The organism is Streptomyces sp. NPDC001770 (genome assembly GCF_053596135.1).
In genome coordinates this window covers 1-15978 of record NZ_JBSFFN010000005.1, presented here as the reverse complement: position 1 = coordinate 15978, position 15978 = coordinate 1, and the positions used below count along the sequence as shown (strand labels likewise).

The following is a 15978-nucleotide window of genomic DNA, read 5'->3' as shown; positions in this document are numbered from 1 at the left end:
CAGGGAGCCGGGCCGCCCCGGTCCGGGGCCGTGCGGGAGCCGCACCCGGCGGTGCGCCCCGCACGTACGGCCAGGTGGGCGGAGGCTGCCGGACGGACCCCGGACACGACGAAGGGCCTGTCCCCTCCGTACGGCCGAAGAATCGGTCGCACAGGGGAACAGGCCCCGCGCGGTCGGGTGCTGATGCACCGACGGGCGCGGGGGGGGCGCCGTCGCGGCACCGCCCCGCACCCGTGCGCGTCAGCTGTTGCCGACGCCGTTGCCCGAGAGGATCGGGAGGCCGTCCAGGATGTGCGACAGCGCCTCGTCGCCCTTCGCCTGGGTGGAGTTCTCGGTGCACTGCTGGTTCTGCGGCGAGGACAGCACGTTGATGTCCTGGACCGTGATCGGGACCAGGCCGATGAGCGAACCGAGGTTGGCCTTGGCCGGCAGCGCGATGCAGGGCTTGTTCAGCGAGCCCTGGATGAGCGCGAACTGCGGGCTCCAGTCGCCGTGGGTGGCGGAGTTGCCGTAGGACTGCACGGCGCCGTTGCCGTTGACGGACGTGGTACCGCCGTCGTTGCCGATGGCCATGGCGGACGGCGCGAACGCGGCGGAGACGCCGACGACGGAGGCCGCGACGGCGGCCGAGGTCATAATCTTCTTGAACATGGAAATGCCCTTCTCGAAATGTCTACGTGCCCGCCTGTCCGGAGCGATCTGATCAACTCTCGGATGCGGGATTGGTTGCGCCGGTTCACTCAAATGGTGTTTCGCCACAGGAAGTCGGCCTCCGGCGCGGACCGGCCCGGCGCAGTGCCTTTTCCGCCCTGACGGGCCGGGGAAAAGGCGGGGTGCCGGTGACCGGGTGTCAGCCGCCGAGCGAGAGTCCGCCCAGAAGGGGCGTCGCACCCTTGGCGGCGCTCTTCGCCTCACCGGCGAGCTTGCCGACGGTGCCGTCCTTCTTCATCGTCTCCGTCGCGCCGTCCACCGTGCCGCCGAGCGCGTCGACGACCTGCGGAGCGTTGTCCATGACCTGGTTCAGGCCGGTGTCGAGGCTGAAGACGGGGGCGGTGGGGGCTGCCGCGGCGGCGAACGCGGGAGCGGCCGTTCCGAGGGCGGCCACCGAACCGGCAAGGAACGCGGCGGTCTTCGCGTACTTCACTTTCAGCTTCCCTTCTGGAGCGGCAGCCGTATCGGCCGCTCAGGGCGACCGCACACAAGCCTTCTTTGGTTGTGACTCCTGCCGCTTGCACCAGGACAACGAGCCCGGATGGCCCCGGAAACTGTGTGGGGCGGTAATTTTCCGGACGTTCTCCGGAGCCCGTTCCCCCGGATCACAGGGCCGTTCTCGGAGAGGAAAGGCGAAGACCCCGGGTCGCCGAGGCGATCCGGGGCCGACCATGAGTGAGCTCGGCTCACCCGGTCCATTTTCAGGCGTTGACGCAGGTGTTGCCGAAGGCCGGGTTCAGCAGGCCGATCACGTTGATCGTGTTGCCGCAGACGTTGAGCGGAATGTGGACCGGAATCTGGATGACGTTCCCGGAGAGAACGCCCGGGGAACCGGCAGCGACGCCCTCGGCACCGGCGTCGGCCATGGCGGGGGCGGCGGCACCCAGCGCCATCAGGGTTCCGGCGGCGACAGCGGCGACCTTGGTGTACTTCATTTTCATCCCTTTCTCGCGACGGAGTCCGAGGCGGTCACGCATTTCGTGCCGCACGAGCGTTCTGTCGATCGCTCGTCACTCCGACGCTTTCCTTCATAACGAGGAGCGGGCGGAATCGAAACTCTCACAGGAGAGATTTTCTGGGAATCCACCCGCATGGTGCGATGATCCGACGGCCGCCGGCACCGCGACAGGCACGCGGGCACGGACGGCCGCCACAATTACTGCCGCGGAGACGGCAGGGGACGGGCCCGGGCCGGACGGGGAGGAAGGCCGTCGGCCCGGGCCCTGCGGTGCGCGTGGATCAGTTGTTGGCGGCGCCGTTGCCGGAGAGGATCGGGATGTCGTCCAGGATGTGCGACAGCGCCTCGTCGCCCTTCGCCTGGGTCGAGTTCTCGGTGCACTGCTGGTTCTGCGGCGAGGACAGCACGTTGACGTCCTGGACCGAGATCGGGATCAGGCCGATGAGCGAACCGAGGTTGGCCTTGAGCGGCAGCCCGACGCAGGGCTTGTTGAGCGACCCCTGGACCAGGCCGAACTGCGGGCTCCAGTCGCCATTCGTCTCGGCGTTGCCGTAGGACTGCGTGGCACCGTTGCCGTTGACCGAGGTCGTGCCGCCGTCGTTGCCGATGGCCATGGCCTGCGTGGCCCCGAGACCGAGGATGGATGCGGCGACGGCACCCGTCGCCAGAACCTTCTTGATCACGATTAACCCTTCTCGTACTCGTTGCCCCGTGGAGGAGCGGCCTGATCAACTCGCTGCCCGGGCTTTGGTTCTCCGCATTCACCCGATTGCCCGGCAACCGCCTCGCCCACCTGCGGCAATTCAGGAATTGCTGCCCGTCCGAGTGGGCACCCGACCACGCGTACGAGCCCGACCGGCGCACGCCCGGCCCCGACGGTCGCGGTTCACCCGGACTCACGGGCCCCCTTGATGCGCTTGACGCCCACCGGCAATCCCGGGGCATTCGTCATGGACCTTGCACCCGCGGTGCACCTGGACCAGCCGCGGGCGGCGAGGGAACGCCGCACGGAACACGCCTCCAGGGAAGGACTGTTGGAGCAGCCCTTTCGGACAGCGCGTCATTCACCGCGTTCACATGCAACCCGTTCGAGTGAGAAAAACTTTCCCGCACATCTCCGAGTTTCCATCACGTGCGCGTTTCGTTAGGGCTGTTATCCAGCGCGCACGTGGGACGACTGCCCCGCCAAGGTCTCCGGCCCCGGTCGCCCAGTGAAGCCCGTCCGGTCATTCCTCGGACGAGTCCACTCATACGGAAATTTCCAAGGAAGAGCAGGAAATGCGACAGGTTCTGAAGAAAAACACGCTGCTCATCGCCGCCGCCACGGGGCTCCTCTCCGTCGCCGGCGGCCAGGCGTACGCCGACGCCGGCGCGTCGGGTGCGGCGGTCAACTCCCCCGGCGTCGGCTCAGGAAACGTGGTCCAGGTCCCCGTCCACGTCCCGGTCAACCTGTGCGGCAACACGGTGAACGTCATCGCGCTGCTCAACCCGGCCTTCGGCAACACCTGCGCCAACGCGGACACCCCCGACCTGCCTCCGGTGGACCTGCCGCCCATCGATCTGCCGCCGGTGGAGCCGCCCGTCGACCAGCCCCCGGTCGACCAGCCCCCCGTCGACCAGCCCCCGGTCGACCAGCCCCCCGTGGACCAGCCCCCGGTCGACCAGCCGCCCGTGGACCAGCCCCCCACCGACCAGCCCCCCACCGCTCAGCCGCCCACCGACCAGCCTCCGTCGGAGGAGCCCCCGGCGGAGGAGCCCCCGGCCGACGAGCCGCCGTCGGGTACCCCCGTCGCACCCGCTCCGCCGGAGCTGGCCGAGACGGGTGCGGCCCAGACCGGCCTGGCCGCCGGCACCAGCGCCGCGATGCTGCTCGGCGGGGTGCTGCTGATGCGTCGCGCCCGGGACGCGCGCAACTGACGTACGTCTCAAGGTGAGGCCCGGCCGGGGAGTGTCCGCTCCCCGGCCGGGCCTTCCGTCGTCTTCGGTGGATCCGGTGTCCGGTGCGTCCGTCCGAATCCGGTGGATCCGGTGCGTACGCCTGGATCCGGTGGATCCGGTGCGTACGCCTGGATCCGGTGGATCCGGTGCGCACGTCTGGATCCGGTGTCCGGGACGTACGTCAGCCGGTGCGGCCGGTCAGCCGGTGACGCGTTCGAAGATCGCGGCGAGGCCCTGGCCGCCGCCGATGCACATGGTCTCCAGGCCGTACCGGGCCCCGGACCGGTGCATCTCACGGCTGAGCGTGGCCAGGATGCGGGCACCGGTGGCGCCGACCGGGTGGCCGAGGGAGATGCCGGAGCCGTTGACGTTGATCCGCTGCTCGTGGTCCTTCTCGCCGAGGCCCAACTCGCGGGTACAGGCGAGGACCTGGGCGGCGAACGCCTCGTTGATCTCGATGAGGTCGAGGTCGGCGAGGGTGAGTCCGGCACGCTGCAGTGCCGTCCGGGTGGCGGGCACCGGGCCGATGCCCATGGTCGAGGCGGGGACACCGGCGCGGGCGAAGGAGACGAGCCGCACCAGCGGGGTCAGGCCCAGGCGTTCGGCGGTGGCGGCGCTGGTGACCAGGCAGGCGGCAGCGGCGTCGTTCTGGCCGCTGGCGTTGCCGGCGGTGACCGTCGCCTCCGGGTCGGACTTCCCCAGCACCGGTCGCAGCGCGGCCAGCTGCTCGGCGGTGGTGTCGGGGCGGGGGTGCTCGTCGGCGGACACGGTCCGCTCGCCCTTGCGGGTCCGGACGGTGACGGGGACGGTCTCCGCGTCGTAGCGGCCCTCGGCGGCGGCCTGGGCGGCGCGCCGCTGGGAGCGCAGGGCGAGCGCGTCCTGGTCCTCGCGGCTGATCCCGTACGTCCGCCGCAGGTTCTCGGCCGTCTCGATCATGCCGCCGGGGACGGGGTGGTGGAGGCCGCCGGCGGTGGCCCGGCCGCGCGCGAGGGAGTCGTGGAGCTGGAGGCCGGGGCCCTTGATGCCCCAGCGCCCGTCGTGGGTGTAGTAGGGGGCGGCGCTCATGACGTCGACCCCGCCCGCGATCACGACCTCGCTGAAGCCCGCGCGGATCTGCATCGCCGCGTCCAGGACCGCCTGGAGGCCCGAGCCGCAGCGCCGGTCGATCTGCGTACCCGTGACGGTGACGGGGAGCCCCGCGTCGAGTGCGGCGACCCGGCCGATGGCGGGTGCCTCGGAGGTCGGGTAGGCGTGGCCGAGGATGACCTCGTCGATACGCTCCGGGTCGACGCCGGTACGCGCGACGATCTCGGAGACGAGGCGTGCGGCGAGGGCGGCGGGGGCCGACTGCGCGAACGAGCCGCCGAAACGGCCGATCGGGGTGCGCAGCGGTTCGCAGACGACGACGTCGAGCGGGTCGGTCACGGTGGGACCTCTCTACGGGGACGGCTCGCGGCCGGGACGGCGTACGCGGGCAACTGCGGGGTGGCGCGGTGTTCTTCGGCCCGAGGGTATGCGGGTGGCGCACGCCGCTCCATGACGCCGGTCACGGTGAGGTACGCCACCGGGCCGGATCCAGGCCCCGTCCCGGCCCGGTCCACCGGGGCTGTCTACGCTGGGGCCGCCCGGACCCGTCGTCGGAAGGACCCTCTGTCATGCGGATCAGGATCGTCGGCGCCGGAGCGATGGGCCGGGGTATCGCGCAGTGGGCCGCCGCGGGCGGGCACACCGTGGAGTTGGCGGACGTGCGGCCGGAGGCGGTGGCCGACGCCCTCGGCCACGTACGGTCCATGCTGGAGCGGTCGGTGGCCAGGGGGAGGCTGAGCGCGGCGGACGCCGCGGCGGCGGCGGACCGGATCGTGCCGCTGGACGACCCGTTCGCGGCCGGGCCCGGGGTGGAGCTGGTCGTCGAGGCGGTGCGGGAGGACCTGGAGACCAAGGCCGAGGTGTTCGGGAAGCTGGAGCGGGTACTGCCCTCGTCCGCGGTGTTCACGACCAACACCTCCTCGCTGTCGGTGACCCGCATCGCGGCGACGCTGACCGATCCCTCGCGTCTGGCGGGGCTGCACTTCTTCAACCCGGTGCCGCTGATGAGGATCGTGGAGGTGGTGCCGGGGGCGGCCACCCGGCCGGAGATCCCGGCGGCCCTCACCTCGCTGGTGGAGGGGTGCGGGCACCGTGCGGTGACTGTCTCCGACACCCCGGGGTTCCTCGTCAACCACGCGGGGCGGGGGCTGGTGACGGAGGCCCTGGCGCTGCTGGAGGAGTCGGTGGCGGGTCCGGCGGACATCGACCGGATCGCCCGGGACGTCCTGGGGCTGCGGATGGGCCCGTTCGAACTGATGGACCTCACCGGGCTGGATGTGACGGCCGCCGTCATCGACTCGATCTGGACCGGCTTCCGCCACGAGGACCGGCTCCGCCCCTCCTACCTCACTCCGAACCGGGTGGCCGCGGGGCTGCACGGCCGCAAGACGGACCGGGGCTGGTACGGATACGGGACCCCGGGGGCGAGCGGCCCCGCCCCGGAGCGGCCGGTGACCGGCGACGCGGGGAGGCCTGTCTTCCTCGCGGCCGGGGACCTGTCCGCCGGTGACGCGTACACCGCGGCCCTGCTCGGTTCGCTGGACGCGGCGGGGGCCCGGATCGAACGCGGTGCGGCGCCGTCCCCGCGCGCCGTGGTGCTGGTACCGGTCTGGGGCACCACCGTCGCGGCGGCGGTCGCCGAGCAGGGGCTGCCGCCGCAGCGGACCTTCGGGGTCGATCCGCTGCCCCCGGCGGCCCGGCGCAGGGTGCTGGCGGTGACCCCGGCGGGCGATCCGGTGGCGGCCGGGGACGCCCGTGCGGTGCTGGCCCGGGCGGCCGACGGCACCGAGCCGCACGCCGTGTCGGTGGTACGGGACACGGCCGGCTCCGTCGCCCAGCGGCTGCTGGCCTCCGTGGTCTCGGTCGCGGCGTCCATCGCGGAGCGGTCGCTCGCCACCCCGGCCGACATCGACCTCGCCGTCACCACCGGGCTCGGCTATCCCGAGGGCCCGCTGGCCTGGGGCGACCGGGTCGGAGCGGTACGGATGCGGGAGTTGAGCCGGGCCCTGTACGCCACGACCGGCGATCCGCGCCACCGCCCGACCCGCTGGGTCACCGAACGGGCTCAGCTGGGGCTGTCGTTGACCGATCCGGGGACGGACCCGGAGGACTGCTGAGAGGCGGGCGTTCGGGGGCGGTTCAGGCGGTTGACGCGTCCGGAACGCCCGTCTCCGGTCCTAATCCGGCGGCCCCGGCCGCCAGGTGGAGCCGCCGACCGGGCCGTCCGCGGAGTCCGTCGGCTCCCGGTCCGCCTTGTCGTCCCAGTGCGCCTTGTCGTCGCGGTGGGACTTGTGCTCCTTCGTCTCCCTCGGCTCCTTGTCCCAGGCCGCGTGCAGCCGGGACTTCAGGTCGTCCGGCGGGAGGAAGCGGGACCAGCGCTCGGGGAACTCGGAGGGCATGTCGCCGCCCTCGTCGGCGCCGTCCTCGTCGTCCGCGTACATCGCCCAGGCCGAGGGCCGGGTCCGGGCCACGAACTCGGCGGCCTGGGCGGCACGGGCGAGGTCGTTGGCCTCGCGTGCGGCGGCCGTGGCCAGGGACGGCCACACCCGGTCGATGGCGGCGTTCACCGCGGCCCCGACGAGCACCGCGAAGGCGGAGACGCCGATCCACAGGAGTACGGCGATGGGGGCGGCCAGTGAACCGTAGATGGTCGGGCCCTCGACGGTGCTGGTCAGGTAGAACCGCAGGACGAAGCTGCCGATCACCCACATCGCCAGGGCCACCAGTGCCCCCGGGACGTCCTCGATCCACGGCGACCGGACGGGGACGGACACGTGGTAGAGGGTGGTCAGGAAGGCGATGGTCAGCACGATGCCCAGCGGCCAGTACAGGACGGCGAGGACCTCGGTGCCCCAGGGGACCAGCTCGATGACCCGGTCCGGGCCCGCCACCAGCAGCGGCAGCACCACGGCCCCCAGCAGCAGGGCGACGACGTACAGCAGGAAGGCGAGCAGGCGGGTCTTGACGATGCCGCGCTGGCCGTCGAGTCCGTACATCACGGTGATGGTCTCGACGAAGACGTTCACCGCGCGGGATCCCGACCACAGGGCGATGGCGAAGCCGATGGAGATGACGTCGGGGCGGGCCCCGTGGGTGATGTCGTCCAGGAGCGGCTTGGCGAAGTCGTTGACGCCGCGCTCGGAGAGGACGGTCTGCGCGGCGTCGAGGATGTTGCGCTCGATGGAGGCCACCGTGGTGGTGGACGTCCAGTCGTCGACGTACCCGAGGAGACCGATCAGCCCGAGCAGCAGGGGTGGCAGGGACAGCAGGGTGAAGAACGCCGCCTCGGCCGCGAGCCCCAGGATGCGGTACTCCATGCACGAGTTGACGGTGTCCTTGAGCAGATGCCACGCCATCTGCCGCTTGGAGACGTTGCGGTAGAGAACTCGGGCACGGTGGAGCCGGCTCGATCTCCGCTCGGGTGTTTCATTTGCTGCCTGCACGTCCTTACCGTATCGGCATGGCAGCCACCACCCACACAGTGACCAATCAGGTACCGCCGCTGGTCGGCTACGACGTCTTCGGCGCCGACCGCGCCCTGTCCGAAGCGGTGGAACGACATCTCGCCCCCGGAGTCCTGCCCGGGGCCCGGCAGGAGCTGAGCACGCTCGGGCAGGCGGCCGGATCGGCCCAGGTGCAGGAGTGGGGGGCGCAGGCGAACGAGAATCCGCCGAAACTGCGCACCCACGACCGATACGGGCACCGGATCGACGAGGTCGAATTCCATCCGTCGTGGCATCGTCTGCTGGGTCACGCCGTGACCGGCGGGCTCACGGACGCCTGGGGCAGGGAGGGCGGCCATGTGCGGCGCGCGGCGGGCTTCCTGGTCTGGACGCAGGCCGAGGCGGGGCACGGCTGCCCGCTGTCGATGACGCACGCCGCGGTGCCCGCGCTCCGTACCGACCCGGCGCTCGCCGCGGTGTGGGAGCCGCTGCTGACCTCGCACGTGTACGAGGAGGGGCTGCGGCCCGCCACGGAGAAGTCCGGGGTCCTCTTCGGGATGGGGATGACGGAGAAGCAGGGCGGTACGGACGTCCGCTCCAACACCACCCGGGCCGAGCCGCTCGCCGCCGAGGGCGAGTACCTGCTCACCGGGCACAAGTGGTTCTGTTCCGCGCCCATGTCGGACGGCTTCCTGGTGCTGGCACAGGCCCCGGGCGGTCTCACCTGCTTCCTGGTGCCCCGGATGCTGCCGGACGCGACCCGGAACGTGTTCGCGATCCAGCGGCTCAAGGACAAGCTGGGCAACAGGTCCAACGCTTCGAGCGAGGTCGAGTTCGACGGGACGTGGGCCCGCCGGGTCGGTGAGGAGGGCCGGGGGGTGCGCACCATCATCGAGATGGTCGCGGCGACCCGGCTGGACTGCGTCGTCGGTTCCGCCGCGCTGATGCGGCAGGCGGTGGCGCAGGCGATCCACCACAGCACTCACCGGAGCGCGTTCGGCGGGCTGCTGATCGAGAAGCCGCTGATGCGCAACGTGCTGGCCGACCTGGCGCTGGAGTCGGAGGCGGCGACGGTGCTGGGGATGCGGCTGGCCGCCGCGTACGACGCCGACACCGAGGAGGAGCGGGCGTTCCTGCGTCTCGCCGTGCCGGCCGCGAAGTACTGGGTGACCAAGCGGTGCACCGCGGTGGTGGGCGAGGCGCTGGAGTGCCTGGGCGGCAACGGGTACGTCGAGGAGTCCGGTATGCCCCGGTTGCTGCGCGAGGCGCCGCTCAACTCGATCTGGGAGGGGTCGGGCAATGTGCAGGCCCTCGACGTGCTGCGCGCGCTCCAGCGGGAGCCGAGGGCGCTGGACGCCCTGCTGCGTGAGGTGGGGAAGGCGCGGGGGGCCGATCACCGGCTGGACGGGGCGATCAAGGACCTGCTGACCGAACTGGCCGATCTGGACGGGGTCGAGGCGCGGGCCCGGCGGATCGTCGAGCGGATGGCGCTGGTGCTCCAGGGGTCGCTGCTGGTGCGCTGGGCGCCGCCGGAGGTCGCCGACGCGTTCTGCGCCTCGCGGCTGGGCGGCGACTGGGGCTCGGCGTTCGGGACGCTGCCGCACACGCTCGACCTGGCGTCCGTCGTCCGCCGGGCACGCCCGGTCGTGGACGTGCGCTGAGCCGGCTCGCGCCGTCGGAGTGCCGGGGTTCGCCGACAGGCGGTCGCGGGGCCGCCGGGGACAGCGAAGGAGGGTGGTGCTGCGCCGACACGGCACCACCCTCCCCGCCGGTGCTGCACCGGGCGGCGCCGACGCGAGGCCGCGCCGAACGGTGTGGACACATTCTCACCCTTTGCCCGAGGCTTGGCCAGAGTTGCAAAGGGTTGCAAGCCGGGCGGGCACGTGGAACGCGCGGGCCCCGCCGGCGACAGGATGAGTACCTTGGGACCTCGACCGGGGCCCGAGGCACCTTGTGTGGGGGAGAACTCGTGAAACCAGTGAGGGAGACAGGCCCTGCCCGAACGCCCCCGCCGGCGCCCGCCGACGCGGTACGCGCGCTGCGCCGGGCCCGCGAGGCGCGGCTCTCGGGCCGTCGTACCGGTCCGGCGCCCCGGGCGGAGATCGACGCTTCCTGGTCCCGGGCGCTGCGCAGCGGGGTCGATCCGGAGCGTGCGCCGGACGGTGCGCTGATGGGGGCCGAGGAGATCGAGCACGAGCGGCGTTCCACGGCGCTCGGCGCGGTGATGCCGTTGCTGCGCGAGGGACTGGCCTCCTTCGTGGACAGCAGCCGGCAGATCATGGTGGTCTGCGACGCGCAGGGGCGCGTGCTCTGGCGGCAGGGCGACCGGTCCGTGATGCGGCGGGCGGGAGGCATCCGGCTGGAGGAGGGCGCCACCTGGACCGAGCCGGTGCGGGGAACCAACGCGATCGGTACGGCGCTGGCCGCGCGTACCCCCGTTCGGGTGCACTCCGCGGAGCATTTCGTGGACGTCCTGCAAAGCTGGACCTGCGCCGCGTCCCCCGTGCGCGACCCGCGTGACGGGCGGTTGATCGGCGTCGTCGACGTCAGCGGTCCGGAGTCCACCTTCCACCCGGCGACGCTGGCCCTGGTGGATTCGGTGGCCAGGCTCGCCGAGAGCGAGATACGCAACCGTCACCTGGCGACGATCGAGCGGCTGCGGTCCGTCGCGGCCCCGATCCTCTGCCGGATCGGCGGCCGGGCTCTCGCCGTGGACACCCACGGGTGGCTGGCGGCGGTGGCCGGGATGCCGCCGGTGGACCGGCTGCCGCTGCCCAAGTCGCTCGCCCTCGGCCGGGCGTGGTTCCCGTCGCTGGGGATGTGCCGGGTGGAGCCGCTGCCCGGGGGCTGGCTGGTCCAGGTGGTGGACGGGGCGTCCCAGAACGCCTCGGACGGGCCGCCGCGCCGGGTGGTGCTGGACCTGGGGCGGGCCGGGCAGCCGGTGGTGCACGTGGCGGGGCCGGTGGGGACCTGGACGCAGCGGCTCTCGCCCCGGCACGCGGAGATGCTGTACGCGCTGGCGCTGCGCAAGGAGGGGTGTACGGCCTCCGAGCTGGCGGCGGAGATCTTCGGCGACGGGACCCGCACGGTGACGGTGCGCGCCGAGATGTCGCGGATGCGCCGTCACCTCGCGGAGGTGCTGGCCCACCGCCCGTACCGCTTCCGGGAGGGGGTCGACGTCGAGGTCGTGCACCCGGAGGAACCGGCCGATCTGCTGCCGCACTCGACCGCGCCGGTGGTGGTACGGGCCAGGGCGGCGCCGCGGAGCTCCTGAGGGCGAGGACGTTCCCGGCGTCCCGGGCGCCGCGGAGCACACCCCGAAGTCCCGGAAGACGCTCCGGACGCGGACACCCCGAGCACTCCGGAGGGCGCCCCGCTCCGGCGAGTCCGGGGCCCCCGCCTCCCCTCCCCGGCGGCCGTCATGGTTGCCTGACGCCCATGAACAGCCCCGATCGCCCCACCGCCCCCACCGTCGATGTGACCACCTGGTCCCTGGAGCAGACCGCCCCCACCGATCTCGAACCCGCGAAGGAGCCGGACGGCGACGTGACGATCGTCCGTGCCGAGGTGCCGTCGCCTGAGTTCAGCCGCTTCCTCTACACGGCGGTCGGCGGGGACGTCTTGTGGACGGACCGGCTCGGCCTGACGTACACGCAGTGGCAGGAGATCGTGGACCGGCCGGGGGCCGAGACATGGGTGGCGTACGTGAACGGGACGCCCGCCGGGTACATCGAGCTGGACCCGCAGGACGACGGTGTCGTGGAGATCATGTACTTCGGTCTCCTTCCCGCCTTCCGCGGGCGCCGGATCGGCGGTCATCTGCTCGGTGTGGGCGTCGCGCGCGCGTGGGATCTCGCCGAGCGGTGGCCCGGGCGGCAGGCGACCCGCAAGGTGTGGGTGCACACCTGCTCGCTGGACGGTCCGCACGCCCTGGCCAACTACGAGCGCCGGGGGTTCCGGCTCTTCGACACGAAGGTCGCACCGGAGCCCGAGGTGGCCACCCCCGGGCCGTGGCCGGGGGCCTTCCCCGCGTGAGTGGGCGGGGCGCGCGCCGGAGCGTCCCGGCGCGCGCTCCGGCGCATCCGGGCGTATCCCCGGCGCACCCACCCCGGCTGAACTGGGCGTCCACCAACTGAACACCCGTCCGGTGCAGGGCCCGTGGAACTTTTGGGACATAGCGTGACCGATGGGGATCCAACAGAGGTGCGCACGGGTGATGCAAGCCACATCATCTCATTGTACGAGACGATCTCGTCCGCATGATGGATAGCTATGGACTGGCCGGAGATGCGCGTGACACGCTTCCGTCATGTCTGGAACTGGAATTGCCTTGGTGAGTCGACGTCACGTCGACCTCTGCCGCATGTCCAGCGCCATCTGTCCGGCGGGCTGAGAGTCCCAGCACCGCCGCGCTCCCTTTCCTCTGCAAGCCCCGTCGCACCACCGCGTCCACGCGAGTGCGCAGCTCAGAGCCGCCCTCCCGCAGTCCCGAAGGACGTATTGTCATGGCCGCTACCCCTGAACAGCCTGCGACCACCACGCCTCGCCGCAAGGCCGGACGCCACCGCGGCGAGGGCCAGTGGGCGATGGGGCACTACACCCCCCTCAACGGGAACGAGCAGTTCAAGAAGGACGACGACGCTCTCAATGTGCGCGCCCGCATCGAGAACATCTACTCCAAGCGCGGCTTCGACTCGATCGACCCGAACGACCTTCGTGGACGCATGCGCTGGTGGGGTCTGTACACCCAGCGCAAGCCCGGCATCGACGGCGGCAAGACCGCCGTGCTGGAACCGGAGGAGCTGGACGACCGCTTCTTCATGCTCCGCGTACGCATCGACGGCGGCCGGCTGACCTCCGCCCAGCTGCGGGTGATCGGTGAGATCTCCCAGCAGTACGCGCGCGGCACCGCGGACATCACGGACCGTCAGAACATCCAGCTGCACTGGATCGCCATCGAGGACGTCCCGGCGATCTGGGAGAAGCTGGAGGCCGTCGGGCTCTCCACCACCGAGGCCTGCGGCGACTGCCCCCGCGTGATCATCGGTTCACCGGTGGCGGGCATCGCGGCCGACGAGATCATCGACGGCACGCCGGCGGTGGACGAGATCCACGAGCGGTACATCGGCACCAAGGAATTCTCCAACCTGCCCCGGAAGTTCAAGACCGCGATCTCCGGTTCGCCGGTCCAGGACGTGGTCCACGAGATCAACGACATCGCCTTCGTCGGTGTCGAACACCCCGAGCACGGGGCCGGGTTCGACGTCTGGGTCGGCGGCGGTCTCTCCACCAACCCGCGGTTCGCCGAACGCCTCGGCGCCTGGGTGCCGTTGGACGAGGTGCCGGACGTGTGGGCCGGGGTCGTCGGGATCTTCCGCGACTACGGCTACCGCCGGCTGCGCACCCGCGCCCGGCTGAAGTTCCTGATGGCCGACTGGGGTCCCGCCAAGTTCCGCCAGGTGCTGGAGGACGAGTACCTCAAGCGTCCGCTGCTCGACGGTCCCGCCCCCGCGCAGCCCACCTCCCGCTGGCGCGACCACATCGGCGTGCACGAGCAGAACGACGGGAACTTCTACGTCGGCTTCGCCCCGCGCGTCGGCCGGGTGGACGGTGCCACGCTCACCAAGATCGCGGACCTCGCGGCCGCGCACGGTTCGGACCGGCTGCGCACCACCGTCGAGCAGAAGATGATCGTCCTCGACGTGGCGCCCGACCAGGTCGAATCGCTGGTCGAAGGGCTGGAGGCGCTGGACTTCCAGGTCCGCCCCTCGTCCTTCCGGCGCGGCACGATGGCCTGCACCGGCATCGAGTTCTGCAAGCTGGCGATCGTCGAGACGAAGGCGCGCGGCGCCTCGCTCATCGACGAACTGGAACGCCGACTGCCGGAGTTCGACGAGCCGCTCACCATCAACATCAACGGGTGCCCCAACGCCTGTGCCCGTATCCAGACCGCGGACATCGGTCTCAAGGGCCAGTTGATGCTGGACGGCGACGGCAACCAGGTGGAGGGCTACCAGGTGCACCTGGGCGGCGCCCTCGGCCTGGAGGCCGGTTTCGGCCGCAAGGTCCGCGGCCTGAAGGTCACTTCGGCCGAGCTGCCGGACTACGTCGAGCGGGTGCTGGGCCGCTACCAGGAGGAACGCGAAGAGGGCGAGCGCTTCGCCACCTGGGCGGCGCGGGCCACCGCGGAGTCGCTGTCATGAGCGAGCGAGCCGCGCCGTTCTACTGCCCGTACTGCGGCGACGAGGATCTGCGCCCGCACGAGACCGGGCACGGCGCCTGGGAATGTGCGTCCTGCAACCGCGCGTTCCAGCTGAAGTTCCTGGGCCTGCTGACCCAGGGACTGGTGCGTGACGGAGCGGAAGGGGAACGCACATGACGGACACTCTGCGGGCCGGTGGGCTCACCGACGCCGAGCTCGAAGAACTCGCCGAGCGGGCGGGCCGGGAGCTGGAGGACGCTTCGGCGCTGGACATCCTCGGCTGGGCGGCGGACACCTTCGGCGAGCGGTTCTGCGTCACCTCCTCGATGGAGGACGCCGTGGTGGCCCACCTCGCGTCCCGGGCCCGGCCCGGCGTGGACGTGGTCTTCCTCGACACCGGCTACCACTTCCCCGAGACCATCGGGACCCGGGACGCGGTGGAGGCGGTGATGGACGTGAAGGTCATCACGCTGACGCCCCGGCAGTCGGTGGCCGAGCAGGACGCCGAGTACGGCCCGAAGCTGCACGACCGCGACCCCGACCTCTGCTGCGCGCTGCGCAAGGTGAAGCCGCTCGAAGAGGGGCTGACCGGCTACACGGCCTGGGCGACCGGACTGCGCCGCGACGAGTCCCCGACCCGGGCCGGCACCCCGGTGGTCGGCTGGGACGCGAAGCGCCGCAAGGTGAAGATCTCGCCGATCGCCCGCTGGACGCAGGACGACGTGGACGCCTACGTGCTGGAGCACGGGGTGCTCACCAACCCGCTGCTGATGGACGGTTACGCCTCTGTCGGCTGCGCCCCCTGCACCCGCCGGGTGCTGGAGGGCGAGGACGCGCGCGCCGGCCGCTGGGCGGGGCGGGGCAAGACCGAGTGCGGGCTGCACGGCTGATGACGACTGATCAGGAGATATCGATGAGCGTGACGGAGACGGGAGCCACCGTCTGGCTGACCGGTCTGCCGAGCGCGGGCAAGACCACCATCGCGTACGAACTCGCGGGCCGGCTGAAGAACGGCGGCCACCGGGTGGAGGTCCTCGACGGTGACGAGATCCGGGAGTTCCTCTCCGCGGGTCTCGGCTTCTCCCGCGAGGACCGCCACACGAACGTGCAGCGGATCGGCTTCGTCGCCGAACTGCTCGCGGCGAACGGCGTGAAGGTGCTGGTTCCGGTGATCGCTCCGTACGCGGACAGTCGTGACGCCGTCCGCAAGCGGCACCACTCCGAGGGCACCCCTTATCTGGAGGTGCACGTGGCCACCCCCGTCGAGGTGTGCTCCGTGCGTGACGTGAAGGGGCTGTACGCCAAGCAGGCCGCGGGCGAGATCAGCGGGCTCACCGGGGTCGACGACCCCTACGAGGCGCCCGAATCACCCGACCTGCGCATCGAGTCGCACCAGCAGACCGTGCAGGAGTCCGCAAGCGCGCTCCACGCGCTGCTCACCGAGAGGGGCCTGGCGTGACGTCCGTCGCCACCGTGCCGGAAGGCACCGTCCACCCGTACGCGCTCAGCCACTTGGACTCGTTGGAGTCGGAGGCGGTGCACATTTTCCGTGAGGTGGCGGGGGAGTTCGAGCGGCCGGTGATCCTGTTCTCCGGCGGCAAGGACTCCATCGTGATGCTCCACCTCGCGCTGAAGGCCTT

General features: G+C 71.6%; 15 protein-coding genes and 2 pseudogenes. 11 read left to right on the top strand and 6 right to left on the bottom strand.

Features of this window, described 5'->3' with window-relative positions; translation table 11 throughout:
• Positions 1–240: 240 nt before the first annotated feature.
• The 4 genes from ACWCSV_RS06615 to ACWCSV_RS06600 all read right to left on the bottom strand — a co-directional run bounded on the left by ACWCSV_RS06615 (position 241) and on the right by ACWCSV_RS06600 (position 2352).
• Positions 241–651, bottom strand: coding sequence for a rodlin (locus ACWCSV_RS06615; protein WP_390957587.1), 411 nt, complete (start codon positions 649–651; stop codon positions 241–243).
• A 199-nt stretch (positions 652–850) separates the two neighbouring features.
• The gene (locus ACWCSV_RS06610; RefSeq protein WP_451139147.1) at positions 851–1144 is read right to left on the bottom strand and encodes a hypothetical protein; all 294 of its coding nucleotides are present in this window, start codon (positions 1142–1144) and stop codon (positions 851–853) included.
• A gap of 268 nt (positions 1145–1412) precedes the next feature.
• Positions 1413–1646 carry a chaplin gene (locus tag ACWCSV_RS06605; protein ID WP_451139145.1) on the bottom strand — a complete coding sequence of 78 codons (234 nt, stop codon included), beginning with the start codon at positions 1644–1646 and terminating at the stop codon, positions 1413–1415.
• 304 nt (positions 1647–1950) lie between these two features.
• Positions 1951–2352 carry a rodlin gene (locus ACWCSV_RS06600; protein WP_451139143.1) on the bottom strand — a complete coding sequence of 134 codons (402 nt, stop codon included), beginning with the start codon at positions 2350–2352 and terminating at the stop codon, positions 1951–1953.
• Between the two features lie 595 nt (positions 2353–2947).
• Here ACWCSV_RS06600 and ACWCSV_RS06595 point away from each other — a divergent pair.
• Positions 2948–3586 (top strand): chaplin family protein, encoded by a 639-nt coding sequence (locus tag ACWCSV_RS06595; protein ID WP_451139141.1) that lies wholly within the window; start codon positions 2948–2950, stop codon positions 3584–3586.
• A 219-nt stretch (positions 3587–3805) separates the two neighbouring features.
• On the opposite strand, the gene ACWCSV_RS06590 is transcribed toward ACWCSV_RS06595, so the two are convergent.
• Entirely contained in the window at positions 3806–5032 is a 1227-nt protein-coding gene (locus ACWCSV_RS06590; protein WP_451139139.1) for an acetyl-CoA C-acetyltransferase, read from the bottom strand.
• Positions 5033–5262: 230 nt separating this feature from the next.
• On the opposite strand from ACWCSV_RS06590, the gene ACWCSV_RS06585 reads away from it, so the two are divergent.
• The gene (locus ACWCSV_RS06585) at positions 5263–6810 is read left to right on the top strand and encodes a 3-hydroxyacyl-CoA dehydrogenase (RefSeq protein WP_451139137.1); all 1548 of its coding nucleotides are present in this window, start codon (positions 5263–5265) and stop codon (positions 6808–6810) included.
• 60 nt (positions 6811–6870) lie between these two features.
• On the opposite strand, the gene ACWCSV_RS06580 is transcribed toward ACWCSV_RS06585, so the two are convergent.
• Positions 6871–8136: a YihY/virulence factor BrkB family protein gene (locus ACWCSV_RS06580; RefSeq protein WP_451139135.1), complete on the bottom strand. Its 1266-nt coding sequence runs from the start codon at positions 8134–8136 to the stop codon at positions 6871–6873.
• 17 nt (positions 8137–8153) lie between these two features.
• Between ACWCSV_RS06580 and ACWCSV_RS06575 the strand changes: the two genes are divergently transcribed.
• From ACWCSV_RS06575 to ACWCSV_RS06535, 9 genes and pseudogenes are all read left to right on the top strand, one after another.
• Positions 8154–9797, top strand: a complete 1644-nt coding sequence (locus tag ACWCSV_RS06575) for an acyl-CoA dehydrogenase family protein (protein ID WP_451139133.1) — start codon at positions 8154–8156, stop codon at positions 9795–9797.
• Positions 9798–10114: 317 nt separating this feature from the next.
• Positions 10115–11410 carry a GAF domain-containing protein gene (locus tag ACWCSV_RS06570; RefSeq protein WP_451139559.1) on the top strand — a complete coding sequence of 432 codons (1296 nt, stop codon included), beginning with the start codon at positions 10115–10117 and terminating at the stop codon, positions 11408–11410.
• A gap of 164 nt (positions 11411–11574) precedes the next feature.
• Entirely contained in the window at positions 11575–12171 is a 597-nt protein-coding gene (locus tag ACWCSV_RS06565) for a GNAT family N-acetyltransferase (RefSeq protein WP_451139131.1), read from the top strand.
• 286 nt (positions 12172–12457) lie between these two features.
• Positions 12458–12529, top strand: a pseudogene (locus tag ACWCSV_RS06560) (putative leader peptide); the annotation flags it as partial.
• Between the two features lie 112 nt (positions 12530–12641).
• On the top strand, positions 12642–14339 hold the full coding sequence (locus ACWCSV_RS06555; RefSeq protein WP_451139129.1) for a nitrite/sulfite reductase: 1698 nt from the start codon (positions 12642–12644) through the stop codon (positions 14337–14339).
• Positions 14336–14515: a hypothetical protein gene (locus tag ACWCSV_RS06550; RefSeq protein WP_327178782.1), complete on the top strand. Its 180-nt coding sequence runs from the start codon at positions 14336–14338 to the stop codon at positions 14513–14515. Before ACWCSV_RS06555 ends, ACWCSV_RS06550 begins: the two co-directional genes overlap by 4 nt.
• Complete coding sequence (locus ACWCSV_RS06545) at positions 14512–15228, top strand: phosphoadenylyl-sulfate reductase (protein ID WP_451139127.1); 717 nt, start codon at positions 14512–14514, stop codon at positions 15226–15228. The genes ACWCSV_RS06550 and ACWCSV_RS06545 overlap by 4 nt, the downstream gene beginning before the upstream one ends.
• A gap of 23 nt (positions 15229–15251) precedes the next feature.
• A complete protein-coding gene (gene cysC / locus ACWCSV_RS06540) occupies positions 15252–15797 on the top strand; it encodes an adenylyl-sulfate kinase (RefSeq protein WP_451139125.1) in 546 nt (181 codons plus the stop codon).
• A pseudogene (locus ACWCSV_RS06535) lies at positions 15794–15978 on the top strand (sulfate adenylyltransferase subunit CysD); the annotation flags it as partial. The gene cysC and the pseudogene ACWCSV_RS06535, both read left to right, overlap by 4 nt.